The organism is Streptomyces sp. NPDC059850, assembly GCF_042731515.1.
Classification (GTDB): Bacteria; Actinomycetota; Actinomycetes; order Streptomycetales; family Streptomycetaceae; genus Streptomyces.
Genome location: NZ_JBHWJI010000090.1, coordinates 1 through 24,508, shown reverse-complemented (window position 1 = coordinate 24,508; position 24,508 = coordinate 1). Strand labels below are relative to the sequence as shown.

General features: G+C 73.3%; 22 protein-coding genes and 1 riboswitch. Of the genes, 3 read left to right on the top strand and 19 right to left on the bottom strand.

The window, feature by feature from the left end; all coding sequences use genetic code 11:
* Window positions 1-416: 416 nt before the first annotated feature.
* From ACFV9T_RS40455 to ACFV9T_RS40435, 5 genes are all read right to left on the bottom strand, one after another.
* Window positions 417-1,397, bottom strand: coding sequence for an aldo/keto reductase (locus ACFV9T_RS40455; RefSeq protein ID WP_385448275.1), 981 nt, complete (start codon window positions 1,395-1,397; stop codon window positions 417-419).
* A gap of 75 nt (window positions 1,398-1,472) precedes the next feature.
* Window positions 1,473-2,147, bottom strand: coding sequence for a response regulator (locus tag ACFV9T_RS40450; RefSeq protein ID WP_385448272.1), 675 nt, complete (start codon window positions 2,145-2,147; stop codon window positions 1,473-1,475).
* Complete coding sequence (locus ACFV9T_RS40445; protein WP_385448269.1) at window positions 2,144-3,433, bottom strand: sensor histidine kinase; 1,290 nt, start codon at window positions 3,431-3,433, stop codon at window positions 2,144-2,146. Before ACFV9T_RS40445 ends, ACFV9T_RS40450 begins: the two co-directional genes overlap by 4 nt.
* Entirely contained in the window at window positions 3,430-4,464 is a 1,035-nt protein-coding gene (locus ACFV9T_RS40440; protein WP_385448267.1) for a hypothetical protein, read from the bottom strand. Before ACFV9T_RS40440 ends, ACFV9T_RS40445 begins: the two co-directional genes overlap by 4 nt.
* A gap of 111 nt (window positions 4,465-4,575) precedes the next feature.
* Complete coding sequence (locus ACFV9T_RS40435; RefSeq protein ID WP_385448265.1) at window positions 4,576-5,346, bottom strand: IclR family transcriptional regulator; 771 nt, start codon at window positions 5,344-5,346, stop codon at window positions 4,576-4,578.
* A 132-nt stretch (window positions 5,347-5,478) separates the two neighbouring features.
* Between ACFV9T_RS40435 and ACFV9T_RS40430 the strand changes: the two genes are divergently transcribed.
* Window positions 5,479-7,014, top strand: coding sequence for an aldehyde dehydrogenase (NADP(+)) (locus tag ACFV9T_RS40430; protein ID WP_385448262.1), 1,536 nt, complete (start codon window positions 5,479-5,481; stop codon window positions 7,012-7,014).
* A gap of 96 nt (window positions 7,015-7,110) precedes the next feature.
* On the opposite strand, the gene thpD is transcribed toward ACFV9T_RS40430, so the two are convergent.
* The 6 genes from thpD to ACFV9T_RS40400 form a co-directional block, all read right to left on the bottom strand.
* Window positions 7,111-7,998, bottom strand: a complete 888-nt coding sequence (gene thpD / locus ACFV9T_RS40425; protein WP_385448260.1) for an ectoine hydroxylase — start codon at window positions 7,996-7,998, stop codon at window positions 7,111-7,113.
* Window positions 7,999-8,002: 4 nt separating this feature from the next.
* On the bottom strand, window positions 8,003-8,407 hold the full coding sequence (locus ACFV9T_RS40420) for an ectoine synthase (protein ID WP_385448258.1): 405 nt from the start codon (window positions 8,405-8,407) through the stop codon (window positions 8,003-8,005).
* A 41-nt stretch (window positions 8,408-8,448) separates the two neighbouring features.
* Entirely contained in the window at window positions 8,449-9,711 is a 1,263-nt protein-coding gene (gene ectB, locus ACFV9T_RS40415) for a diaminobutyrate--2-oxoglutarate transaminase (protein ID WP_385448256.1), read from the bottom strand.
* Window positions 9,712-9,833: 122 nt separating this feature from the next.
* Window positions 9,834-10,382: a diaminobutyrate acetyltransferase gene (gene ectA, locus ACFV9T_RS40410; protein WP_385448253.1), complete on the bottom strand. Its 549-nt coding sequence runs from the start codon at window positions 10,380-10,382 to the stop codon at window positions 9,834-9,836.
* Between the two features lie 346 nt (window positions 10,383-10,728).
* Window positions 10,729-11,511, bottom strand: a complete 783-nt coding sequence (locus tag ACFV9T_RS40405) for a hypothetical protein (RefSeq protein ID WP_385448250.1) — start codon at window positions 11,509-11,511, stop codon at window positions 10,729-10,731.
* On the bottom strand, window positions 11,511-12,233 hold the full coding sequence (locus tag ACFV9T_RS40400; RefSeq protein WP_385448245.1) for a SigE family RNA polymerase sigma factor: 723 nt from the start codon (window positions 12,231-12,233) through the stop codon (window positions 11,511-11,513). Before ACFV9T_RS40400 ends, ACFV9T_RS40405 begins: the two co-directional genes overlap by 1 nt.
* A gap of 136 nt (window positions 12,234-12,369) precedes the next feature.
* Here ACFV9T_RS40400 and ACFV9T_RS40395 point away from each other — a divergent pair, with 136 nt between their 5' ends.
* Complete coding sequence (locus ACFV9T_RS40395) at window positions 12,370-13,473, top strand: amidohydrolase family protein (protein WP_385448243.1); 1,104 nt, start codon at window positions 12,370-12,372, stop codon at window positions 13,471-13,473.
* 216 nt (window positions 13,474-13,689) lie between these two features.
* Entirely contained in the window at window positions 13,690-14,592 is a 903-nt protein-coding gene (locus tag ACFV9T_RS40390) for an SCO1860 family LAETG-anchored protein (RefSeq protein ID WP_385448240.1), read from the top strand.
* A 166-nt stretch (window positions 14,593-14,758) separates the two neighbouring features.
* Here ACFV9T_RS40390 and cobC read toward each other — a convergent pair whose 3' ends face one another.
* From cobC to ACFV9T_RS40350, 8 genes are all read right to left on the bottom strand, one after another.
* Window positions 14,759-15,862, bottom strand: a complete 1,104-nt coding sequence (gene cobC / locus ACFV9T_RS40385) for an Rv2231c family pyridoxal phosphate-dependent protein CobC (protein WP_385448237.1) — start codon at window positions 15,860-15,862, stop codon at window positions 14,759-14,761.
* A complete protein-coding gene (locus tag ACFV9T_RS40380; RefSeq protein ID WP_385448234.1) occupies window positions 15,852-16,688 on the bottom strand; it encodes a sirohydrochlorin chelatase in 837 nt (278 codons plus the stop codon). The genes cobC and ACFV9T_RS40380 overlap by 11 nt, the downstream gene beginning before the upstream one ends.
* 64 nt (window positions 16,689-16,752) lie before the next feature.
* A complete protein-coding gene (locus ACFV9T_RS40375) occupies window positions 16,753-17,226 on the bottom strand; it encodes a cobalamin biosynthesis protein (protein WP_385448231.1) in 474 nt (157 codons plus the stop codon).
* An 18-nt stretch (window positions 17,227-17,244) separates the two neighbouring features.
* Window positions 17,245-18,705 (bottom strand): cobyrinate a,c-diamide synthase, encoded by a 1,461-nt coding sequence (locus ACFV9T_RS40370; protein WP_385448228.1) that lies wholly within the window; start codon window positions 18,703-18,705, stop codon window positions 17,245-17,247.
* Complete coding sequence (gene cobO, locus ACFV9T_RS40365) at window positions 18,699-19,295, bottom strand: cob(I)yrinic acid a,c-diamide adenosyltransferase (protein ID WP_385448225.1); 597 nt, start codon at window positions 19,293-19,295, stop codon at window positions 18,699-18,701. Before cobO ends, ACFV9T_RS40370 begins: the two co-directional genes overlap by 7 nt.
* Entirely contained in the window at window positions 19,295-21,451 is a 2,157-nt protein-coding gene (locus tag ACFV9T_RS40360; protein ID WP_385448222.1) for a putative cobaltochelatase, read from the bottom strand. Before ACFV9T_RS40360 ends, cobO begins: the two co-directional genes overlap by 1 nt.
* A gap of 64 nt (window positions 21,452-21,515) precedes the next feature.
* A complete protein-coding gene (locus tag ACFV9T_RS40355) occupies window positions 21,516-23,111 on the bottom strand; it encodes a cobyric acid synthase (protein WP_385448219.1) in 1,596 nt (531 codons plus the stop codon).
* Window positions 23,108-24,070 (bottom strand): cobalamin biosynthesis protein, encoded by a 963-nt coding sequence (locus ACFV9T_RS40350; protein WP_385448216.1) that lies wholly within the window; start codon window positions 24,068-24,070, stop codon window positions 23,108-23,110. Before ACFV9T_RS40350 ends, ACFV9T_RS40355 begins: the two co-directional genes overlap by 4 nt.
* A 131-nt stretch (window positions 24,071-24,201) precedes the next feature.
* Window positions 24,202-24,342: riboswitch (cobalamin riboswitch) on the bottom strand.
* Window positions 24,343-24,508 lie beyond the last annotated feature (166 nt).

Here is a 24,508-nt window from a genome sequence, read left to right as displayed (position 1 = left end):
GGGGCTGCTCCACTCGGACACCCGCGACATCGACTCTCCCTTCCCCCGCCGCAGGGCGGTGGGGTGGCGGGTGTGTTTTCCCCACCCCGTCCCTTCCCGAACGTGGGGCTGCGGCCCTCGCGTCCCGGTGCCCCTGCCGGGCCTGGGGCTCGCGCGCGGGCGGTGTGTTTCCCCAGCCCGCCCCTTCCCGAACGTAGGGTTGCGCCCCTCGCGTCCTGGCCCTGCCGGGCCTCGGACCGCCCCTTCCCGGCGCCCCCCGCGCACCCACCGGGCCGGTTTGTCCCCGGTGACCCGGCCGCAACCGTCGCTCGCGGGCGCCCAGCCCCCGCCACCCGCGTGTGGGCGGCAGGGCTGGGGTCCAAGGGGCGGAGCCCCTGGTTCGGGAAGGGGCGGGGTGGGGAAACGCACGGCTTGGGCTATTGGTGGCCCTGGATGGGGCGGGGGCGGTAAGGGGTCTCCAGGCGGGTGGTCTCGGACTCCGTGAGGGTCAGGTCCACCGCCGCCACCGCGTCGTCCAGGTGGGACGTCTTCGTGGCGCCGACGACGGGGGCGGTCACGGCGGGGCGGCTGAGGAGCCAGGCCAGGGCTATCCGGGCGGGGGAGACGCCGCGTTCCGCGGCGACCTCGCGGACCACGTCGACGATGTCGAAGTCGGCGTCCGCGTACCACCGCTCGACCAGGGGGTCGTTGGCGGCGCGGGTCGTGGGGCCGGTGCGGTCGCGGTCGCGGGTACCGGCCAGCAGGCCGCGGGCGAGCGGGCTCCACGGGATGACGCCGACGCCCTGGTCGAGGCAGAGCGGGTTCATCTCGCGCTCCTCCTCCCGGTACAGCAGGTTGTAGTGGTTCTGCATGGAGACGAACCGCGTCCAGCCATGCGCATCCGCCGTGTGCTGGGCCTTCGCGAACTGCCACGCGTACATCGAGGACGCGCCGATGTAGCGGGCCTTCCCGGCGCGCACTACGTCGTGCAGCGCCTCCATCGTCTCCTCGATGGGCGTCTCGTGGTCGTAGCGGTGGATCTGGTACAGGTCCACATGATCGGTGCCCAGCCGCCGCAGCGAGGCGTCGATCCCGGCCAGGATGTGCTTGCGGGAGAGGCCCCGGTCGTTGGGGCCCGGGCCCATCGGGTTGTAGACCTTGGTGGCCAGCACATAGTCGTCGCGGTGCGGAAAGCACTCGGCCAGCAGCTCGCCGGTGATCTCCTCGCTGCGGCCGACCGCGTACATGTCGGCCGTGTCGAAGAACGTCACCCCGCTCTCCACCGCCCGCCGCACGATCGGCCGGGACGCGTCGAGGTCCAGCTGCCACGCCCGGTACGAGGGGTCGCCGTAGCTCATCATGCCCAGGCAGATCCGTGACACCTTGATCCCCGACATGCCCAGTCGTGCGTACTCCATGGCGGTCTCCTCTCTCGGCAGTGGCCACAGAAGACCACTTCGAGCGCCGGATGTCAGCCCTGTATCAGCCCTGTCTCAGCCCGGAGTGACGAAACCGCGTTCGTACGCCGCGATCACCGCCTGGGTGCGGTCCCGGACGCCGAGCTTGCCGAGCACGGCGGCGACATGGGTCTTCACGGTCGCCGGGCCCACCGCCAGCCGGTCGGCGATCTCGGCGTTCGACAGGCCGGTGGCCATCAGCCGCAGCACCTTCGCCTCCTGCTCCGAGAGGCGGTCGCGCAGGGCGCGGGCCGCCGCGCCGCGACCGCTCGCGGCGGCGTGTTCGGCGGCCAGGGCCCGTACGGCGGCCGGGAAGAGCAGCGAGTCGCTGCGCGCGACCAGCCGCACCGCCTGGACGAGATCGTCCGCGCGGGCCCGCTTGAGCAGGAAGCCGCTGGCCCCGGCGCGCAGCGCGTCGTACACGTACGCGTCGTTCTCGAAGGTGGTCACCACGATGATCCGCGGCGGCTCCGGTACGGTCCGCAGGATCTGCTCGGTGGCGCGGATGCCGTCGATGTCCGGCATCCGGACGTCCATCAGCACGATGTCCGGGCGCAGTTCGCGCACCAGCGGGACGGCCTCCGCGCCGCTGCCCGCCTCGCCGACGACCTCCAGGTCCGGTTCGCCGGAGAGGATCGCGCGCAGCGCGGTGCGGACCAGGCGCTCGTCGTCGGCCAGCACGATCCGCAGGGGCGTCGGCGCCGTGGTCACCGGGCGGCCCCCAGGGGGAGCCGGACCGTCAGCCGCCACCGGCCCGCCTCCGCGCCCCAGGCGCAGCTGCCGCGCAGCAGCGCCGCGCGCTCGGCGATACCGCGCAAGCCCCGGCCGCCGCCGGGGTGGCGCGCCCGGGCATCCGACCCGCTCACCGGGTTCTCCATCCTGATCTCCAACTCGCCGCCGTTCATGGTCATCCGCACCCGCACCGGCACCGGTCCGGCGTGGCGCAGGGCGTTGCTCAGCCCCTCCTGCACGATGCGGTACGCCTCGCGGGAGATGACCGGCGGCAGACCGGGCAGCCCGTCCGGCGGGGGCCCGCCGAGGTCGACGGTGACGCCCGCGGCGCGGGTACGGGCCAGCAGCCCGTCCAGGTCGGCGAGGGTGGGGGAGGGGGAGGGCGCGGCCCGTCCCGGCCCGGTCCCCTCGGACTCCTCGCGCAACAGGCCCAGCACACTGTCGAGTTCGGCCACCGCGCCACGCGTCGTCTCCTCGATCGCCTCCAGCGCCTCCCGGGCGAAGCCCGGATCGGCGTCCAGGACCCGGCGGGCCGCGCCCGCCTGGAGCGTCACCGCGCTGAGCGCGTGCCCGACCGAGTCGTGCAGCTCGCGGGCGAGGCGGTTACGGGAGGCGAGCCGGGCCGCCCGCTCCTCGGCGGCGGCCAGCCGGTCGGCCGGGGCGGGCCCGAGGAGTACGGGCGCACAGCGGGCCAGCAGCGCCCCGGCGCCCGCCGCGACCACCACCAGCCCCGCCAGCAGCAGCACCCCGGCGGCGGGCGCCAGCGCGACCCGGCCCCCGGCGAAGGCACCCGGCCAGCCCAGCTCCGCCCCGTACGACGGCCCGCTCACCGGCAGCGCGATCAGCAGCAGCGCGGCGGGCGGCACGGCCAGGGTGAGGCCGCTGACCAGCCCGCCGACCGCCAGATGCAGCGCGTACCAGAGGGCGGTGCGCTGGCGCGCGTCCCACGAGACGGCGGGCCCGGCGGCGAGTTCGGCGGACTCCGGCAGTCCGCACAGCGCCCGCGCGGCGGTGACCTCCAGGGGGCGTACGAGGGGGAAGAGCGCGGTCAGCGCGGCGAGCGGGAGGGCCGCGACGAAGGCGAGCAGCTGCCAGGGGAAGGAGGTGAGGAGGCCGGGGGTGCGGAGCACCGACCCGAGGAGGACCGTGGTGAGCAGGAAATACGGCATCAACAGCGCGCCGCCGAGCACCAGATGGACCCAGCGCGTCCGGGCGCGTCGCCCGAGGGCCGCGCGGGCCCATCGTCGCCATCGGGTGCGGGTCACAGGGGCAGCGGCTCCAGCGTGCGCGGGGAAACCGGGGCTTTCGACGTCTGCGCGCCCCGCTCGGCGAGGAAGTACGCCCCGGCCGTGAGGACCAGCAAGCCCACGATCATCTGCACAGCGTAGGTCATGTTCATCACCGCGCTCGGCGCCTTCGCGCCGTCCCCCGAGGCCAGACCGGTCAGCGTGAGCCACGCGCCCCAGCAGGCCAGCGTCCCGGACCCGATCCAGGCCAGGCCCAGCGGGACCACGAGCCGGAGGCGGTGTCCGGCGCGGAAGGCCAGCGTCAGGGCGCCCGCGGCGGTGGCGAGCGCGAAGACGACGTACATCGCCTCCAGGACGTAGAAGTCGCTCGTCCGGTCCGCGGCCCGGGCGGCGGACAGCCCGGCCGTCGAACCGCCCGCCCACAGCGCGTGGGTCGCGGCGGGCGGCACGGCGAGCACCGTGGCGACCACGGCGGTGAGGCGCTGGGCGCCGCGCGTGGGGCTGTCGGCGGGCAGATCGGCGATCCGGCCGCGCCACAGATGGCCCCAGCGGTCGCGGGCGTACAGCGTGAACAGGGCGCCGAGGGCGAGGCCCTGGACGATGAACCCGCCGTAGACCAGCCCGAAGACCCAGTCGGCGAGGAACCGGCTGTCGTCGGCGACCGCGCCCGCACCGGCGCCGCCGCCGAGCGCCTTGACGAGCAGCTGGGCCGGAAAGCCGGTCATGATCGGCGCGAGCAGCCCACCCGCGCACCACACGGGCAGCGCCAGCAGCCAGGCCGGGACCCGAGCGCCCCAGGGGCGGGTGAGGAGCAGGGCGAGGACGACGACGGCGGCGTCCATCAGGACGGAGACCCCGTTGAAGGCGAGCAGGACGGGGCGCTCCTCCGGGCGGCGCAGATCGCTGCCCTCGGGGATGCCGACGTAACTCCCCGCGATCCAGGCGACCTTGAGGGCGATGTAGGGGAGGCAGGCGAGGACGGCGATGGCGCGCAGCGCCCGGCGGGGAGCGGTGGTGGGCTGCGTCATGTACACCAAGGGCTGTGTCATGGACACCAGCCTCGCGACGCCGCTGCCGCCGCACCTCGCCCTGTCCGGTGATCCGCCTCCGCCGTGCGGCGGAGACGGACGTCCTCCCTCAGGTCAAGTGGCTCACGAGGCTCAGAGGCGGCGGGTGGCCAGGGTCAGGCGGTCGCGGGCGTCGAACAGCGCGTCCTTGATCATCTGCTCATGGGCCCCGGTCAGCCGGGCCACCGGCACCGAGCAGCTGATGGCGTCCCGGGACGGGGTGCGGTAGGGGATGGCGATGCCGAAGCAGCGCAGGCCCAGCGTGTTCTCCTCGCGGTCCACCGCGTACCCCTGCTCGCGGATGACGTGCAGCTCCTCGATCAGCTTCTCGCGGTCGGTCAGCGTGTGCTCGGTGAGCGGGCTCAGCGTCTCCGGCAGCAGCTTGCGCACCTGCTCGTCGGTGTACGTGGCCAGCAGCGCCTTGCCCAGTGAGGTGGAGTGGGCCGGGAGGCGGCGGCCGACGCGGGTGAAGGGGCGCAGATAGTGCTGGGACTGGCGGGTGGCGAGGTACACCACGTTGGTGCCGTCGAGCCGCGCGAGGTGGATGGTCTCGGTGGTGTCGTCCGAGAGCCGGTCCAGGGTGGGGCGGGCGGCGGCCACGACCTCGTCGCCGTCGATGTACGACGTGCCGACGAGCAGCGCCCGCACCCCGATGCCGTACCGGGTGCCGGTCGCGTCCGTCTCCACCCAGCCCAGCTCGACCAGGGTGCGCAGCAGCATGTACAGGCTGGACTTGGGATAGCCCACGGCCTCCTGCACGGATGCAAGACTGTGCATGCCGGGCCGGCCGGCGAAGAACTCCAGCAGTTCGACCGTGCGGACCGCCGACTTGACCTGGGCCCCGCCCGTCTCGGCAGCTGTCATCGCCTTGACCCCTCTGTTCGACCAGCCATAGAGTCCCGATGGAATTCATCAACCGGGACAGCGTTCAGCATATCGAACAACAGCCGATGTGCGGGACGCAAGCAGCGGGTAACACAGCAGGAGGAATCCGCGGTGTCAGCACCAGTGTGGAGCGTCGACCCCCGAACCGGAAAGCAGCGCGAGCAGGTAGCGGTCGAAGCCACGGCGGAGGAGGTCGACAAGGTGGTGCGGGCGGCCGACGCCGCGCGCGGCTCCCTCGCCGACCGTACGGTGCGCGCCGCCTTCCTGCGCACCGCCGCCGATCTGCTCGACGAGGCCCGCGACACGCTGGTCGAGGCCGCCGACGCGGAGACCGCGCTCGGCCCGGCCCGGCTCACCGGCGAGCTGGCCCGCACCAGCTATCAGCTCCGGTCCTTCGCGAAGGTCGTGGATGAGGGCGCCTTCCTCGACGTCCACGTCGACCACGCGGACGCCACCCAGACCCCGCCGTGGCCCGATCTGCGCCGCTACAAGCTGCCGCTCGGCGTCGTCGCCGTCTACGCCGCCAGCAACTTCCCGCTGGCGTTCTCCGTACCCGGCGGCGATACCGCGAGCGCGCTCGCCGCGGGCTGCCCGGTCGTCGTCAAGGCACACCCCGACCACCCCGCGACCTCCGAGGTGGCCGCCTCCGCGCTGCGCCGGGCCGCCGAGCAGGTCGGGCTGCCCGCCGACGTGATCTCCGTGGTGCACGGCTTCGACGCGGGGATCGACCTCATCAAGCACCCGCTGGTCGCCGCCGCCGGCTTCACCGGCTCGATCCGCGGCGGCCGCGCCCTGTACGACGCGGCGGCCGCCCGGCCGGTGCCGATCCCCTTCCACGGCGAACTGGGCAGCCTCAACCCGGTCGTGGTCACCGAGGCGGCCGCCGCCGAGCGCGGTGAGCAGATCGGCTCCGGGCTCGGCGGTTCGATGACGCTGGGCGTGGGCCAGTTCTGCACCAAGCCCGGCTTCGTGCTGGCGCCCGCGGGCGCGGCCGGGGACGCGCTGGTCAAGTCGCTCACCGAGGCCGTCAGCAACACCGACGCCGGGGTGCTGCTCGACCACCGCATGCGGGACAGCTTCGTCGCGGGCGTCAAGGAGCGCGCCGCGCTGGCGGACGTCGACGCCCCGGTGACCCCGGGCTCCGGCGGCGAGCACAGCGTCAGCCCCGGCTTCCTCACCGTCCCGGCCCGGCGCCTCGCCGAGGAAGGGCCGCACGATGTGCTGCTGGAGGAGTGCTTCGGCCCGGTGACCATCGTCGCCCGGTACGAGAGCGACGCCGAGGTCACCGCCGTCCTCGGCCGCCTCCAGGGCAACCTGACCGCCACCGTCCAGATCTCCGCCGCCGAGGCCGAGGGCACCGAGGGCCGGGCCGGAGAGCTGATCGCCGAGCTGACCCCGCTCGCGGGCCGGGTCCTGGTCAACGGCTGGCCGACCGGTGTCGCCGTCGCCCCCGCCCAGCACCACGGCGGCCCGTACCCGGCGACGACCTCCACCTCCACCTCGGTCGGCGGCACCGCCATCGAGCGCTGGCTGCGGCCGGTCAGCTACCAGGACACCCCGCCCGCGCTGCTCCCGCCGGAGCTGCGCGACGAGAACCCGCTCGGGCTGCCCCGCCGGGTGAACGGCCTCCGGGAACAGCAGGGCTGACCTGCTCACCGGAAAAGCTCCGCACAACGCAGATGGCCAGGGGGAGGGCGTCCCACGCCCTCCCCCTGGCCATCCCCGGTCACGGGGATCGGTGGCTCACTTCACCGGGGTGAAGTCCCGGGCCCCGATGTAGTCCGGCCGCCGTACCGGCGCCGCGAACGGATCCACCGCGGTGTTCTCCACGCTGTTGAACACGATGAAGACATTGCTGCGCGGGTAGGGCGTGATGTTGTCGCCCGAGCCGTGCATGCAGTTGCAGTCGAACCAGGTCGCCGAACCGGCCTTGCCGGTGAACAGCTTGATGCCGTGCTTGTCGGCGAAGCCGGACAGCGCCTCGTCGGACGGAATCCCGGCGTCCTGCATCTGCAGCGACTTCTTGTAGTTGTCCTTCGGTGTCTGGCCCGCGCAGCCGAGGAACGTACGGTGCGACCCCGGCATGATCATGAGGCCGCCGTTGGTGTCGAAGTTCTCGGTCAGGGCGACCGAGAGCGACACGGTCCGCATGTTCGGCAGCCCGTCCTCGGCGTGCCAGGTCTCGAAGTCCGAGTGCCAGTAGAAGCCCGAGGCCCCGAAACCCGGCTTGACGTTGATCCGGCTCTGGTGGACGTAGACGTCCGAACCGAGGATCTGCCGTGCGCGACCCACTACTCGCGGGTCGCGCACCAGGTTGGCGAAGACCTCGCTGATCCGGTGCACCTCGAACACCGACCGTACGTCCTGCGACTTCGGCTCTATGATCGAGCGCTCGTCGGCGCGCACGTCCGGGTCGACGATCAGCCGGTCCAGCTCGGCGCGGTAGACCGCGACCTCATCCGGAGTGATGAGCTGATCGATCGCCAGAAAGCCATCACGATCGAAATCGCTCAGCTCGGACGCTTGCATCGGACCCTCGGCCCCGGGATCGGACCACACGACGGGGTCCACGCGGGGCGTGGCCACCTCGAGGGGACCGCGGGTCGGGTACAGGTCAGTGACCGTGGTCATCGGATCATGCCTCCTCGGTCTCGGTGATCAGGGGGTATACCCCGTTCTCATCATGGTCCTCCCGTCCGGTGATCGGCGGGTTGAAGACACAAACGCAACGGAAGTCCTTTTTGATGCGCATGGTGTGCTTCTCATGCCCGTCAAGGAGGTACATGGTGCCGGGAGTGATCGTGTGCTTCTCACCGGTCTCGTCGTTGGTCAGCTCGGCCTCGCCTTCAACGCAGAGGACGGCCTCGATGTGGTTGGCGTACCACATGGACGTCTCGGTGCCCGCGTAGAGCGTGGTCTCGTGCAGGGAGAAGCCGACCCGCTCCTTCGCGAGCACGATCCGCTTGCTCTCCCACGTACCCGACGCGCCCTTTACGTGCCTGTCGGTTCCCTCGATGTCCTTGAAGGATCGGACGATCACGGTGAGTCGCTACCTTTCTGCAGTTGCGTTACTGAGGGTGTTCAGGCGGTCTCGCGGACCGCCCGGGCGAGGATCCGCAGACCCTCGTCCAGCTCGTCCGGAGTCATCGTCAGCGCCGGCAGCAGCTTGACGACCTCGCTCTCCGGACCGGAGGTCTCGACCAGCAGGCCCAGCTCGAAGGCGCGCTTGCAGACGGCCGAGGCGCGCGGCTTGTCCTCGAACTCCATGCCCCACACCAGGCCGCGGCCACGGTGGCTGACACCGGAGTTCTCCTCGCAGATGGCGCGCAGCCCCTGCTCGACCTGCTCACCGCGGGCCAGCGTCTGCTTCTCCATCTGGCCGTCGGCCCAGTAGGTGTCCAGGGTCGCGGCGGCGGTCACGAACGCGGGGTTGTTGCCGCGGAACGTGCCGTTGTGCTCACCGGGCTCCCAGACGTCCAGCTCGGGCTTGAAGAGGGTGAGCGCCAGCGGCAGGCCGTAACCGCTGATCGACTTGGAGACCGTGACGATGTCCGGGGTGATGCCCGCCTCCTCGAAGGAGAAGAAGGCACCCGTGCGGCCGCAGCCCATCTGGATGTCGTCGACGATCAGCAGCATGTCCTGGCGCTCGCACAGCTCGGACAGGGCGCGCAGCCACTCGGGACGCGCGACGTTGATGCCGCCCTCGCCCTGCACCGTCTCGACGATCACGGCGGCGGGCTTGTTGAGGCCGGAGCCCTGGTCCTCGAGCAGCCGCTCGAACCACAGGAAGTCCTCGACCGTGCCGTCGAAGTAGTTGTCGAACGGCATCGGGGTGCCGTGGACCAGCGGGATACCGGCGCCGGCGCGCTTGAAGGCGTTACCGGTGACGGCGAGCGAGCCCAGCGACATCCCGTGGAAGGCGTTGGTGAACGAGACGATCGACTCGCGGCCCTTGACCTTACGGGCGAGCTTCAGCGCGGCCTCGACCGCGTTGGTGCCCGTCGGGCCCGGGAACATGACCTTGTAGGGCAGGTCACGCGGGCGCAGGATGTTGTTCTGGAACGACTCCAGGAACGCGCGCTTGGCCGTGGTCGACATGTCGAGACCGTGCGTGACGCCGTCACGCTCGATGTAGTCGATCAGGGCCCGTTTCAGCACCGGGTTGTTGTGGCCGTAGTTGAGCGATCCGGCACCGGCGAAGAAGTCGAGGTAGGTATGGCCGTCCTCGTCGTACATGTGGCTGCCCTGCGCGCGGTCGAACACAGCAGGCCAACCGCGGCAGTAGCTGCGCACCTCCGACTCCAGGGCCTCGAAGACGCTCAGGGCGGGCGGGGTGATGGTCACAGCATTCTCCTGGGAGATGAGTGCGAGGGGTGAGGGGGTGAGGGCGTGCGCCCTCGGGGGGTACAGGGGGTTCGGGGGCGGGAAATCGGGGATGTCGGCGATGACCTCGGGCGTCCGGGGGCTCAGCCGCGGTCCGCGAGCGGGCCGATGCGGTAGAGCACCTCGGGCTCGTGGCCTCCGTCGGGGAACATGCCGCCGTCGAAGAGCACCTCGTGCTCCACGGGCGCGCCGTGCCGCTCGGCGAAGGACGTGAACAGCCGGTTCGACGCGGTGTTGTCCGGGGTGATCGTGGTCTCGATGCCCCGGACGCCCGTCGCGGCGACGCGCGCGGTCAGCCCGTCCAGCAGGGTGGCGGCCAGTCCGCGGCCGCGCCACGACTGGTCGACGGCGACCTGCCAGACGACCAGGGTTTCGGGCCGCTCAGGGCGGATGTAGCCGGTGATGAAGCCGACCGGTCCGCCCTCGGCGTCGCGCGCCACCACGGAGGTGGCGGCGAAGTCGCGGCACCACAGGAGGTAGCTGTAGGAGGAGTTGAGGTCCAGAGTCTTGGAGTCGCGGGCGATTCGCCAGATCGCGGCTCCGTCCTCGACGTGTGGTGTGTCGAGGGTGAGCCCCTCCGGCAAATCAAATTCGCTACGGGCGCCTACTCGGTCTGCTTGTGCGGCGGTCATGCAAATTCAATTTACCCAGCAGGATAGAAAAATGCATCGAGGAGAGGGGTTACGTAGCGGGGGGTCGGTGTGGTAACACGCACGGACGCGCGTACGCGCGGCAGATCGCTGAAAAGCGGTAATTTGTGGGGGAGTTACCGGGTCGAAACGGTCGGCGTGTGGAGTGTGTCACATGTGCGTAACGGGGGCGTGATGGTGCCGAATTACCGTGTCGTGGGCCACTAAAAAAAGTGCGTTTAGAGGTCGGGGGAGCGGGAAGACGAGATGGGAAGAGGTGCTTGAAAAACGCCCCGAATTTATCTTCAGGCCTTCCGGAATTCATTCCGCCGGGCTTCTCGCACGGAACTCAGCCTCGAAAGTCGCCACGGACGGCGAATGCGCCGGAGGGGCCGTTGCCGGAGGCGGAGTAGCCGTCCCGCCCGGCGTCCCGGTCGCCCTCGGCGTGGTTGTACTGCCCGGCGAAGACATGGCGGCCGGCCGGCACCGTGGCCCCCTTCCGGAGCGTCCAGCGGTAGACCAGCACCCCGCCCTCGGAGCGTACCGAGACGGCCAGGTCGCCTGCGGGCAGCGTGCTCCAGGAGCCGGTGGTGCGCACCCCGCCGTTCTCGGCGACCCGCAGCTCCACGGTCAGCGACGTCAGCGGCTTGCTGTTGGTGAACGTGATGTCACTCTGCGCCCAGTACGGGTTGGAATTGGCGTTGATCGCCCCGCGCGAGCGCACCGCCGGATCGGCGAGATGGTTTGGACCGACCGTAGTGGGAAAGGCGCTCGGCGTGTGCCGACCAGCCTCGTCCTCCGTGCCGCCGCCCGGCCGCCTCGTCGTGTCGCCGCCCTCGCCCGCGGGCGGCGCGGCCGGTTCGGTCGACGTCCGTACCGTCTGCGGCCCGTCGGCGGTGTCGGTCGTCACCACCGCGATCCCGGCGGCGGCCACCGCCGCGGCCAGCCCCGCGGCCGGGCCCACCACCCGGGTCCACTGCCGGGCCGGGACCCGGCGGACGTACCGCCGCTCGCCGTCCGCCATGCCCGCGGTGACCCGGGCCAGCATCCGGGCCCGGTCCGGCTGGTGCGCGTCGGCGGCCTCGCGCAGTGCGGCGGCGACATCGCGCCGGCCGTCGCGATGGTCGGTCATCAACCGTTCCCTCCTGGGTGCCCGGCGTGGCCCACACGGCCGGGGCGGAGCCCCCGTACCGTCTCCTGCGGCCGCGCTTGGGACTGCGGTTGCGTGGGGGCCTGCGTCTGGGCCCGCGTCTGGGTCTGCGGCCCCGCCGAGGGCCGCTCGGTGTCGTCGTCGGGCGGGCCGAGCAGCCGCTCCAGCTCGGCGATGCCACGGGAGGTCTGGCTCTTGACCGTGCCCACCGAGATGCCGAGGGTGCGGGCCGTGTCCCGCTCCGAGAGGTCGAAGGCGTGCCGCAGCACCACACACGCCCGCTTGCGGAACGGCAGCCTCACCAGCGCGGCCTGCACATCCACCACCGCGGACACATCCGGATCGTCCACCCGGTCCGAGCGCTCCGACGAGAACAGCGCCACCCGCCGCCGCTCGCGCACCAGGCTGCGGATCCGGGACCGGGCCAGGTTGGCGACCACGCCCCGGGCGTACGCGGCCGGATGCTCGGCGACCCGCACCCGGTCCCACCGGTGCCAGACCGCGACCAGCGCGTCGGCCGCCAGGTCGTCCGCCCCGTCGGAACTGCCGAGCAGCAGATGGGCGAGGCGGGCCAGCTCGGCGTGGTGCCGCTCGAAGAACTCCCGGAACTCCGCCTGCGCGTCGGCGGCCGGTGAGCCGGACGCGCGTAAGTCGCTTTTCGGTAAGGCGGCCGCGGGTGTCGGGCCATCCGTAGGAGTGCTCACGCGGGCCTCCTCACTGCCCCTCGTCCGGTGGGTTGCGTGAGCGTAGCAGCGCTCCCCGTGTTGTACGAGTGGTGCCCGTCCGCCGCCCGGGAATTGGCCGGTCAGCGCCCTGGTCCCGTCTCGTACAGTGCGTGACATGAGGGAGAGCGCGGTGCTGCACATCAAGGGGCGGATCCTGGTCGGCCCGGAGGACGGGGACGCCGGTGGCGTCCGGGACGAGCTGTGGGTGGTCGACGGGAAGATCACCTTCGACCGTCCGGCCGGGGCGCGGGATGTCCGGCGGCTGGACGGCTGGGTGCTGCCGGGCCTGGTCGACGCCCACTGCCACGTCGGCCTGGACGCCCATGGCGCGGTGGACGACGCGACGAGCGAGAAGCAGGCACTCACCGAACGCGACGCCGGGGCGCTGCTGCTGCGCGACGCCGGATCGCCGTCCGACACCCGCTGGGTCGACGACCGCGAGGACCTGCCCCGCATCATCCGGGCGGGCCGCCACATCGCCCGCACCAAGCGCTACATCCGCAACTACGCGCACGAGATCGAACCGGAGGACCTGGTCGCCTACGTGGCGGCGGAGGCGCGCCGGGGCGACGGCTGGGTCAAGCTCGTCGGCGACTGGATCGACCGGGACAGCGGCGACCTCTCCGCCTGCTGGCCGCGCGGGGCGGTCGAGGCGGCCATCGCCGAGGCACACCGGCTCGGGGCGCGGGTCACCGCGCACTGCTTCGCCGAAGAGACGCTGGCCCCGCTGGTCGAGGCCGGGATCGACTGCGTCGAGCACGCGACCGGGCTGACCGAGGACACCATCCCGCTCTTCGCCGAGCGCGGCGTCGCCATCGTGCCGACCCTCGTCAACATCGCCACCTTCCCCCGGCTCGCGGAGGGCGGCGAGGCCAAGTTCCCGCGCTGGGCCGACCACATGCGGCGGCTGCACGCGCGGCGCTACGACACGGTGCGCGCCGCCTGGGACGCGGGCATCCCCGTCTACACCGGCACCGACGCGGGCGGTTCGCTCGCGCACGGGCTGATCGGCCAGGAGGTCGCCGAACTGGTCACGGCGGGCATCCCGGTGCGCGACGCCCTGTCGGCCGCCACCTGGGGCGCGCGGGCCTGGCTCGGACGACCGGGCATCACCGAGGGCGCCCCCGCCGACCTCGTGCTGTACGACGCCGACCCACGCGACGACGTACGGGTGCTGACGGCGCCCCGTCACGTGGTGCTGCGGGGCCGCGTGTTCTGAGCGGGGCACGGGAGCACTCCGAGATCGAACGCTTCGGCGAACAACACCCTTTGGGATGAACGGACTTCATGTGTCTGCCTGTTTACCCTCGGTGCGCAAATATGGCGTGGTCGAGGCCGTCGGCGCCCGTGGAGTCCCCCGCGGCAGGCGCCGGCGGCTCCATGTCTCCTGTGGGGGTCAACTCACGTGTCCTTTTCAAGCAATACCTTCTTCGGCATGCCCGCCCGCCGTCTGGCGGCCGTCTCCGCAGCCACCGCCGTCTCCGTCCTGGGCGTCCTGCCCGCGGGCACGGCACACGCCCGGACCGGCCACACCACCGCCGCCGGTAAGGCGAGCGCGGCAGTGCTCCGTACCGACCTGAGCGTCTCGCTCCTCAACAAGAGCGTCACCGCACCGCTGGTGACCTCGCTGAACGAAGTGCAGGCGCCCAAGACCGCCAGCAAGACCGCGCTCAGCGCGACGGTCGCCGGGGTCAACGGCGACCGCCCCTTCAGCGTGCTGCGCGCCGATGTGGCCACGGCCCGCGCCGCCACGGACAAGTCCCGGTCCGAGGGCTACTCCAACCTCGTCAACGCCAAGGTGAACGTGCCGGGGCTGCTCGGCGTGCCGCTCATCACCGTGGAGCAGGTCACCTCGAAGGCCGTGTGCGCGGCCGGGAAGAAGCCGACCGCCGACTCCAACCTGCTCGGCACGGTCAGCGTGCTCGGCAAGAAGGTCACCCTGACCGCGGGCGGCTCGACCAAGGTCGACGTGCCCACGCTCGGCCAGGTGAACCTGGATCTGTCGCGCACCGCGACCACCTCGCGCACCGCGGCGGCCACCGCCCTCTCGCTGAAGGTCTCGGTGAACCCGCTCAAGCTCAACGTCTCCGAGGTCGAGGGCCAGGTCACCCTGGCCCACGCCACCTGCGAGGCGCCCGGCGCCCCGGCCAAGGAGGAGGAGCCGGAGGTCGTCAACCAGACCAAGCCGGAGCCCAAGCCGGAGCACCTCGCCGAGACCGGCGGCAGCTCGGCCACCCCGTACCTGGTGGCAGGCGGCGCCGTGCTGCTCGCCGCGGGCGGCGGCGCGGTGTTCATGGCCCGCCGCCGACGGGCCTCCGGAACGCGCGGTGATGCGTAGGCACAACCCCACCCAGCGGCCGGTGCCGGTGGTCGACCCACCCCGACCCCCGGTACCGGCGTAGGGGGCGTCCTGCCGATCAGGACACCCCCTGGGCCTGCCCGGCGCGTCTCCCATCGCCCGGGCAGGCCCCGGCCCTTTCGCCGCTCAGGCGCTGTTCAGGCGCTCAGGCGTCGTTCAGGGCCTTGGCCAGGGCGATCACGAAGCGGTCGGTCGTATCGCGGTCGCGGACGGCCAGCCGTAGCCAGTCCGGGCCCAGACCCGGGAACGTGTCGCCGCGGCGCACCGCGAAGCCGAGTTCGCGGAGGCGGGCCCGTATCGCCGCCGCGTCCGGCAGCCGGATCAGCACGAACGGACCGGCCGCCGGACCGCACACCCGCAGCCCGGCCCCGGCGAACTCGCCCAGGCGACCGGTCAGATGGGCGCGGTCGGCGGCGGACCGCTCGGCGGCCCGCGCCGCCTCGGCCAGCGCGGCGGGCTCGCAGCACGCCTCCGCCGCCACCAGGGCGGGGGCGGACACCGGCCACAGCGGCTGCACCCGCTCAAGCCCGGCGATGAACTCGGGGTCCGCCAGCACATAGCCGACGCGCAGCCCCGCGAGCCCCCAGGTCTTGGTGAGGCTGCGCAGCACCACCAGCCCCGGCACATCGGTGCGGGAGGCGAGCGACGCGGGCTCGCCCGGCACGGCGTCCATGAACGCCTCGTCCACCACCAGCGTCCGCCCGGGCCGGGCCAGTCCGGCGAGCGCGGCGGCCGGGTGCAGCACGGAGGTGGGGTTGGTGGGGTTGCCGACGACCACCAGATCGGCGTCGTCCGGCACCGCCGCCGGGTCCAGCCGGAAGCCGTCCCGCTCATCCAGCAGCACCCGCTCCACCTCGTGCCCGGCGTCCCGCAACGCGGCCTCCGGCTCGGTGAACTGCGGATGCACCACCACCGGGCGCCGGGCCGCGACGGCGCGGGCGATCAGCACGAACGCCTCCGCGGCCCCCGCCGTCAGCAGCACCCGCCCCTCGGGCACCCCATGGCAGGCGGCCACCGCGGCGCGAGCCGCCCGCCCGTCCGGGTAGGCGGCCAGCCCGTCGAGGGACGCGGCGATACGGTCCTTGAGCCAGCGCGGCGGCGTACCGGACCGCACGTTGACCGCGAGGTCCGTCAGCCCGGCGTCGGCGCCCCGCACCTCCGCGTCCCCGTGGTGCCGCAGATCGAACCCCGGGACCGCCCCGTCCGCCGCCCCGTCCGCCGCCTTGCCGGCGGGTATGTCAGCGGACATCGGCGTGGAGGTCCGGGTGGGAGTGGGCGTGCGCCTCCGGGGCGAGCCGCGCCCGCCCGGGCACCCCGGCCGCCTCCTCGTAGCGCTCCATGACCAGCTCCGCCAACTCCGTGGTCGAGCCGATGACATCGGCGGACACCACCTCGGCCTCCGGATAGGCGAGCGCCCAGCCCTCCGCCTGCTGCCGCACCCGCTCCAGCGCGTCGCCGCCGAACAGGAAATACGGCAGCACCACGATCCGCCGCGCCCCGAGCCGCACACAGCGGTCGAGGCCCGAAGGCACGTCCGGCGCGGCGAGCGAGGCGAAAGCCGTCTCGACGCCCGCGAAACCACGGCCCTCCCACAGCAGCCGGGCGGCTCGGTGCACCTCGGCGTTGCCCTCCGGCAGCGGCGACCCGTCGCCCACCAGCAGCACCGTCGTCTGCGCCCGGTCCGAGGGGGAGCGCCGACCGCCGCCCAGCGCCTCGTCCAGCCGCCGCTCCAGCACCCGCAGCAGCCGGGGGTCCGGGCCCAGCGGGCGGCCGAAGTCGAACGAGGCGTCCGCGTGCCGCTCCGCCTCCTGGGCCAGCGCGGCGGCGACCCCGTCTCTCGGATGTTCCACCGGGATCAGGCTGAGGGGCACGACGACGAACCGGGTCACCCCCTCTCCGACGAGCCGGGCCACCGCGTCGGACAGCGGGGGCGCGCCCGGGCCGGTGAGGCCGCCCGCCACGGGCAGATCCGGGTGCTGCGCGCCCAACTCCCGTACGAAGTCCTGGAAGGCGGCGGCGCGCCGCTCGTCTCGGCTGCCGGTGCCTGCGATGAGCAGCGCGGGCGGGGTCGTCACGAGGTCTCCTTGGTGCAGGGTAAAGCAGGTCTCACGGTGCAAAGCGCGGTCTCGCCCCGAGACGTTACTGAGCGCCGTCGGGACACGCCACGGCAGGTCTTCGGCCGTCCTGCGGACTGCGGCGGGCGATACGGCGGGCGATCGCGCAGGTGGCCCTCGACGGCCTGCCACCGCCGGGCTCCGACGCCCGCTTGGGGACGAGCAGTTCGCCTCCCGGCCCGGCGGCCAGCAGCGCGGCCGCCTCGGCGACTCCCGGCGTCCCCATGGCGGTGAGCGCCGCCAGGGACGGGTTCGGGACCTCGACGGCGGCCAGCATCTCCGCTCCGTACCCACGCAGCGGCACCCCGAATCGCTCGGCCGCGGCCATCAGCCCGGGCTCCCCGGCCTTGGCCTGGACCGTCGCCAACTCGGCGACGCCGCCGGGCGCGAGGCCCGCCCCGGCGAGGGCCGCCGCCACCAGCCCGGCCACCTCGCCCACGGACACGCCCCGCCCCGCCCCGACGCCGACGACCAGATCCGGCCACTGTGGATGGTCCACGTCAGGTCACCGCCTCTGTCATCCGGCGGCGGGCACACATCCGGCGACGAACCGGGCCGCCACACTGGGCACCGCGGCCCAGTGCACATGCAGATACGAGGCATGCACGTTGCCCGGGGCGAACCCTTCGGCGCGGCGCTGCGGATGGACGAGCCCCCAGGCGGGTGTCCGCCCGGCGCCCGGCTCGACGGTGGTGCGGTGGAACTCATGGCCGCGCACCCGGGTTCCCGCGACGGCGAGGGATGTGTCGGAAATGGCCACGGCCTCACGGTAGCCCAGCGTCAGCCGATCCGACATATGTGCCTCGGCGTCCACCACTCCGCACATCGGGCGGCCGTCCAGCGAGCGCGCCAGATACAGCAGCCCGGCGCACTCGGCGGCGATGGGCGCACCGGTCGCCGCCAGCTTGGCGACCTCGGTGCGCAGCGGCTCGTTCGCGGACAGCTCCGGTGCGTACACCTCCGGGAAGCCGCCACCGATCACCAGCCCGCCGGTCCCGGAGGGGAGGCGCTCGTCCCGCAGCGGGTCGAACGGCACGACCTCCGCGCCCGCGGCGGTGAGCAGTTCGGTGTGCTCCGCGTAGGAGAACGTGAACGCGGCCCCGCCCGCCACGGCGACCACCGGCCGTGGGCCCCGCGCCCGTATGCCCTGCGCCCGTGGTCCCTCCGCCGCGGCCACCGCCGCCGGGCCCAGCTCCGCCACCGGATCCCATACCGGTCCTGACAGGGGAGGCGCGCTGCCCGCCAGCGCCATCAGCCCGTCGAGATCGCACCCCTCCCGCACCCACGCGGCCAGCGCCGCCACCGAATCCGTCGCCTCCGCGCGCCGCTCGGCCACCGGCACCAGACCGAGGTGGCGGCTCGGCGTCCCGACCTCGCGCATCCGGCGCAGCGCGCCGAGCACCGGCACCCCGGCCCCTTCCAGCGCCTCCCTCAGCATCGTCTCGTGGCGGTCGGACGCGACCTTGTTGAGGATCACCCCCGCGACCCGCACCTCCGGGTCCCAGGAGGCGAAGCCATGCACCAGCGCCGCCACCGAACGCGACTGCGAGGACGCGTCCACCACCAGCACCACCGGCGCCCGCAGCACCTTGGCCACCTGGGCCGTCGAGGCCAGCTCGCCCTGCCCGGCCGCCCCGTCGAACAGCCCCATCACGCCCTCGACCAGGGCCAGATCGCAGCCCGCCGCCCCATGCAGGAACATCGGGGCGATCCGGTCCGGACCGCACAGATAGGCGTCCAGATTCCGGCCCGGCCGCCCGGCCCCACCACCGAACGCCGTGCCACCAGCCGCCCGGCCGCCACCGGCGGAGGAGACGGCCAGCGCGTGATAGCCAGGATCGATGTAATCCGGGCCCACCTTGTGCGGGGACACATCCAGACCGCGCTCCGCGAAGGCGGCCATCAGCCCCGCGGTGACGGTCGTCTTGCCGCTGCCGGAGGCGGGCGCGGCGACGACCAGCCGGGGAACTCTCACCACTCGATGCCTCGCTGGCCCTTCTGACCGGTGTCCATCGGGTGCTTGACCTTGGACATGTCGGTGACCAGGTCGGCGAAGTCCACCAGCGCCGCCGGGGCGTTGCGCCCCGTGATGACGACGTGCTGCGTGCCCGGCCGGTCCCGCAGGACCGACACCACTTCCTCAGGATCCACCCAGCCCCAGTGCATGGGGTACGCGAACTCGTCCAGCACATAGAGCCGGTATGTCTCCGCCGCGAGATCGCGCTTGACCTGCTCCCAGCCCTCGCGTGCGGCCTCCTCGCTGGAAGCCATGTCGCGCTGGACCCACGACCAGCCCTCGCCCATCTTGTGCCATGCGACGGTCCCCCCTTCGCCCGAGTCGCCGAGGACGCGCAGCGCACGCTCCTCGCCGACCTTCCACTTCGCGGACTTTACAAATTGGAATACACCGACCGGCCAGTTTTGGTTCCACGCCCGCAGCGCCAGGCCGAACGCGGCCGTCGACTTTCCCTTCCCCACGCCCGTGTGCACGAACACGAGCGGCCGGTTGCGGCGCTGGCGGGTGGTCAGTCCGTCGTCGGGGACGACGGACGGTTTTCCTTGCGGCATCAGGCTGCCCTTCGTGTGTTCTGTACCGTCCGTACATCGCGGACCAGCGCCGTCACGCTGTCCGCGCGCAGTTCGTCGAGGGTGATCGGGGTGCCCCGCAGATCGCGGGCGAGCGCCCCCGCCAGGCCCAGCCGCACCGGCCCCGACTCGCAGTCGACGACCACCGAGGCGACCCCGTCGCCCGCGAGTAGCCGCGCCGCGCGCCCGGCCCGCTCGACCGGCGTGGACCCGTCGGACACCGTGGCCTTCTTCGATTCGGTGGCCCGCCCGTCGGTCACCACGACCAGCAGCGGACGGCGCGAGGGGTCCCGCAGCCGCTCCACCCGCAGCACCTCGCGGGCCTTCAGCAGCCCCGCCGCCAGCGGCGTGCGGCCGCCGGTCGGCAGCTGTTCCAGCCGGGCGGCGGCCGCGTCCACCGACGAGGTGGGCGGCAGCGCCAGCTCCGCGCCCGTTCCCCGGAAGGTGATCAGGCCGACCTTGTCCCGCCGCTGGTAGGCGTCCAGCAGCAGCGACAGCACCGCGCCCTTGATCGCGCCCATGCGCTTACGGGCGGCCATCGACCCCGACGCGTCCACGACGAACAGCACGAGGTTGCCCTCCCGGCCCTCGCGCACCGCCTCCCGCAGATCGTCCCGGCGCACCAGCAGCCCGGGCCCGCGCCGCCCGCGCGCGTGCTGATGCGGGGCGGCGGCCCGTACCGTCGCCGCCAAGTGCAGCGAGGTCAGCGTCCCCTGGGGGCGGCGCGCACCGGCCGTGCGGCCGTGCGCGGTGCGGGCGCGCGACCGCCGCCCCGCCGCGCCCTCGCCGAGCCCCGGCACGTCCAGCCGCCGGGTCCGGAACGGGTCCGCGGCGCCCACGGCGGCCCGCTCGGCGCCGCCGCCACCGGCCCCGCCGCCCTCCTCGGACGCGGAGGGCTCGGCGTCGGCCCCGGCCGCCTCGGGCTCGGCCGACCGCTGCTCGGGAATGGACGGCTCCGGCGCGCCGGGCGGCGGCGCCTGCTCCTGCCCGCCGCCCTGCGGACGGCCGCCGCCGGGCCCCTCGGGGCCGTCTCCGCCGTCGGAACCGCCGCCGCCCGGCCCGTCGGGGTCGTCATCGGGGCCTTCCTCGGGCTCAGAGGCCTCCGGCTCGGGCTCCGGCTCGTCGTCCTCGAACTGCCGCAGCACCTCGTCCAGCTTGTCCTCGTCCAGCCCCGGCGCGTCGAACGGCGCCCGCCGCCGCCGGTGGGGGAGCGACAGCAGCGCCGCCTGCCGCACGTCCTCGGTGCGTACGTCCGTCCGGCCCGCCCAGGCGGCCAGCGCCGTCGCCGTACGCGCCGTCACGATGTCCGCGCGCATCCCGTCCACCTCGAACGCCGCGCACACGGCCGCGATCTGCCGCAGCGCGCGGTCGCCCAGCTGGACGGCGGGCAGCAGGGCGCGCGCCGCGGCTATGCGGTCCCGCAGCTCGCCCTCCTCGCGCGCCCAGCGCGCGGCGAACCCGGCCGGGTCCTCGTCGTACGCCAGCCTCCGGCGCACCACCTCGACCCGCTCCTCGGTGTCCCGCGACGCCGTGACCTCGACGGTGAGCCCGAAGCGGTCCAGCAGCTGCGGCCGCAGTTCGCCCTCCTCCGGGTTCATGGTGCCCACCAGGAGGAAGCGCGCGGCGTGCCGTACGGAGACGCCCTCGCGCTCCACGTAGGAGGCGCCCATGGCGGCCGCGTCGAGCAGCAGGTCGATCAGATGGTCGTGCAGCAGGTTGACCTCGTCGACGTACAGCACCCCGCGGTGCGCGTCGGCGAGCAGCCCCGGCTCGAACGCCTTGACCCCGTCCGACAGCGCCCGCTCGATGTCCAGCGACCCGACGAGACGGTCCTCGGAGGCGCCGACCGGCAGCTCCACCATCCGCGCGGCGCGCGCGTCCCCCGTGACGGTCTCGTGCGGTCCGTCCGGGCAGTCCGGGTCGGGCGCGGCCGGATCGCACGAGAAGCGGCACCCGGGGACGACGTCGACCGGCGGCAGCAGCGTGGACAGCGCGCGCACGGCGGTCGACTTGGCCGTGCCCTTCTCACCGCGCACCAGCACACCGCCCACGGCGGGTGAGACGGCGTTGAGGAGCAGGGCGAGCCGCATGTCGTCCATTCCGACGACCGCGGTGAACGGGTAGGCAGTGGTGGTCATGCTCGGGTACCTCCTACGGTGCGTGCGCGGTCGCGTGCCGGTCGTACCGACCGTTCCGGTGTCCTCAACCCGTTCCTCCCGGCGCCCCGGGTGGCACGAAGGGCAGCCCGTCCGGTACGCCGCCCTCGATGAGCCTCAGCAGCGCGTCCGTGTCCGCGTGCTCTTCGATCAGATCGCCCAGCCGGTCCAGCTGCTCCTCGCGCAGCTCCGCGAAGCGGGTGTCCGGCGCGGGGACGAACGCCCGGCCCGACGCCGCCGCCACCCGCCGCAGGAAGGCGCGGCGGAAGCCGTCGCTCTCCAGCGAGCCGTGCCAGTGCGTGCCCCATACGGAGCCCACCCGGCAGCCGTCCAGGAAGGGTTCGTCGCCGCCGTCCAGCAGTTCGGCGACCCCGTGGTGGATCTCGTAGCCCTCCACCCGTTCGCCCAGCGCCTCGCCCACCGGCCGGGCCAGGGTCTTCCCCGTGGCGAAGCGGACCCGTACGGGCAGCAGCCCGAGGCCCGTGACCGTCCCGGCCTTCGACTCGACCTCGTCCTCGATGCGCTCGCCGAGCGCCTGGAAGCCGCCGCAGAGGCCGAGCACCGGCCGCCCCTCCGCGGCCCGCCGGGCGATCGCGTCGGCGAGCCCGCGCTCGCGCAGCCACTCCAGTGCCTTCACGGTGCCCCGGGTGCCCGGCAGCACCACCAGGTCGGCGTCGGCCAATTCCTCAGGGCGGTCCACGAAGCGCACGATCACGCCCGGTTCGGCGGCCAGCGCGTCCACGTCGGTGAAGTTGGACATCAGCGGTACGGCAGCCACCGCGACCCGCAGCACATCCGCGCCGTGCGGCGGTGCGACGACGCTCTCGCGCACCGTGCCGCGCAGTGAGACGCGCAGCCCGTCCTCCTCGTCGATGCCGAGGCCGTGCGCGTACGGCAGCACGCCGACGGTCGGCCGTCCGGTGAGGTCGCGCAGCATGTCCAGACCGGGTTCCAGCAGGCTCACATCGCCGCGGAACTTATTCACCATGTAGGCCGCGATATGCCGCTGGTCCTCGCGGGACAGCAGCGCGGTCGTACCGAAGAAGGACGCGAAGACGCCGCCGCGGTCGATGTCCCCGACCACGACGACGGGCAGCCCGGCGGAGCGGGCCAGGCCCAGGTTGACGATGTCGGTACGGCGCAGATTGATCTCGGCCGGGCTGCCCGCGCCCTCGCAGATCACCGCGTCATGGGTGCGCCGCAGCTCGCTCAGGCACTCGGTGACGGTCTCCAGCAGCCCTTCGCGCCGCCGCTCCGAGTGCAGCTTTTCCTCGGGGGACACTGCGCCCGACAGCGGCTTCGCCGCGGGCCCAGACCCCCCGAAATACCCACGGGCGGTCATCTCACCCACCGGCTTGCCGAGCAGCACCACCTGGCTGCTGCGGTCGCTGCCGGGCTTCAGCAGGACCGGGTTCATCAGGGCGCTCGGTTCGGCGCGCGCGGCGGCCGCCTGCATGGCCTGGGCGCGCCCGATCTCGGCGCCGTCGCGGGTGACGAAGGAGTTGAGCGACATGTTCTGTGCCTTGAACGGGGCTACCCGGAGCCCTTTGCGCGCCAGCCAGCGGCATATACCCGCCGTGACGACGCTCTTACCGGCGTCCGAGGTCGTGCCCGCGACGAGCAGTCCGCCTCCCAGCGTCATCGCTTCACCCTTTCCTGGCCGCCCGCGGAACGGCCCGCGGCGGTGATGAGCAGGGCGAGCGCCGACACCCGCCGCGAGAGAGCGATCGCCCGCGGGATGTCGGCCGCCGTCACGGGACGGCCGCCCGGATTCAGTACGGGCCGGTGCTCGACCCGGCCCCCGTACGCCAGCGTGCCGCCCAGCCGGACGCCCAGCGCGCCCGCGAACGCCGCCTCCACCGGGCCCGCGTTGGGGCTCGGGTGGCGTCCGCCGTCGTCGCGCCAGGCGCGCCACGCGCCGCGCGGATCGGATCCGGCCACAGTGGCCAGCGCCGCCGTGAGACGGGCGCCGGGCCAGCCCGCGGCGTCGTCCAGCCGCGCCGAGGCCCAGCCGAACCGGCGGTAGCGGGCGGACTTGTGGCCCACCATGGCGTCCAGCGTGTTGACGGCGCGGAAGCCGACGAGCCCCGGCACCCCGGCCACGGCCCCCCACGCCAGGGCGCCCACCACCGCGTCCGAGGTGTTCTCGGCCACCGACTCGACGACCGCCCGCGCGATCTCCTGCTCGTCCAGCGCCTGCGGGTCGCGTCCGCACAGATGCGGCAGCCGCTCCCGCGCGGCGTCGGCGTCCCCGGCGGCCAGCGCGTCACCGATGGCCCGGGCCTCCCGGACCAGCGAGGTGCCGCCCAGCACGGCCCAGGTGGCGGCGGCGGTCAGCGCGACGTCGGGCGTACGGCGGGGCCCCGCGAGGGTGCGTACGGTACGGGCCAGCAGCGCGGCACCGGCGGCCGCGCCGCCCGCGCACAGCGCGGTGTGCAGCGCCCCGGAACCACGGTGGTCACGCCACAGCCGCCGCTCGACGGCCCCGGCGGCGCGCCCGAACGCGGCCACCGGATGGCCGCGTCGCGGATCGCCCGCGGCGAGGTCGACGAGGAAGCCGAGTGTGGCGCCGCACGCGTACGAGGCGTGGTCGGCACGCATCCTCAGACCGCCGTCAGGCCTCTGCGGCGGGTCACACGAACGGATGGAGCTGATGGCGGCGTGGCGATGCCGGGCATGGCGGTATGTCCTCACTCAGGGTCCGCGCCCTGGCTCGACGTGACCGGCGGTGAAAGTCTCCTGGCTCCCGGATCCGCGGCTCTCCCGGTCTTCCAGCCATCCTGCGTAACGGACGGCCGTGACCCCTTGCGGTGAGGGAGAGCGCTCCCCGGTGACAGTGGCGGGACCGCGCCGGATTCTCACCGGCTTCCTCTCCTGCCGCCGTTTGGCTCGGGAAGTCCACCATGGGGTGCGAATGGCCGTCAACTCGCATTTGACCTGCGATGCCAGAGTGTGCGGAGACCCACTCCTTGTTGGGCCCGAAGTAAGTGACTACGGCCCAACTCGGGCCGCTTACATGCTTGTTGAGTTGGTGGCTTA

Bases quoted from the DNA above. Each gene is read 5' to 3' on its own strand.
- ACFV9T_RS40355 (WP_385448219.1), bottom strand. From the start codon at position 23,111: ATGACGCTGGGAGGCGGACTGCTCGTCGCGGGCACGACCTCGGACGCC.
- ACFV9T_RS40395 (WP_385448243.1), top strand. From the start codon at position 12,370: ATGAGGGAGAGCGCGGTGCTGCACATCAAGGGGCGGATCCTGGTCGGC.
- ACFV9T_RS40435 (WP_385448265.1), bottom strand. From the start codon at position 5,346: ATGACAGCTGCCGAGACGGGCGGGGCCCAGGTCAAGTCGGCGGTCCGC.
- ACFV9T_RS40440 (WP_385448267.1), bottom strand. From the start codon at position 4,464: ATGACACAGCCCTTGGTGTACATGACGCAGCCCACCACCGCTCCCCGC.
- ACFV9T_RS40360 (WP_385448222.1), bottom strand. From the start codon at position 21,451: ATGACCACCACTGCCTACCCGTTCACCGCGGTCGTCGGAATGGACGAC.
- ACFV9T_RS40350 (WP_385448216.1), bottom strand. From the start codon at position 24,070: ATGCGTGCCGACCACGCCTCGTACGCGTGCGGCGCCACACTCGGCTTC.
- ACFV9T_RS40390 (WP_385448240.1), top strand. From the start codon at position 13,690: ATGCCCGCCCGCCGTCTGGCGGCCGTCTCCGCAGCCACCGCCGTCTCC.
- cobC (WP_385448237.1), bottom strand. From the start codon at position 15,862: ATGTCCGCTGACATACCCGCCGGCAAGGCGGCGGACGGGGCGGCGGAC.
- ectA (WP_385448253.1), bottom strand. From the start codon at position 10,382: ATGACCGCCGCACAAGCAGACCGAGTAGGCGCCCGTAGCGAATTTGAT.
- ACFV9T_RS40455 (WP_385448275.1), bottom strand. From the start codon at position 1,397: ATGGAGTACGCACGACTGGGCATGTCGGGGATCAAGGTGTCACGGATC.
- thpD (WP_385448260.1), bottom strand. From the start codon at position 7,998: ATGACCACGGTCACTGACCTGTACCCGACCCGCGGTCCCCTCGAGGTG.
- ACFV9T_RS40405 (WP_385448250.1), bottom strand. From the start codon at position 11,511: ATGACCGACCATCGCGACGGCCGGCGCGATGTCGCCGCCGCACTGCGC.
- cobO (WP_385448225.1), bottom strand. From the start codon at position 19,295: ATGCCGCAAGGAAAACCGTCCGTCGTCCCCGACGACGGACTGACCACC.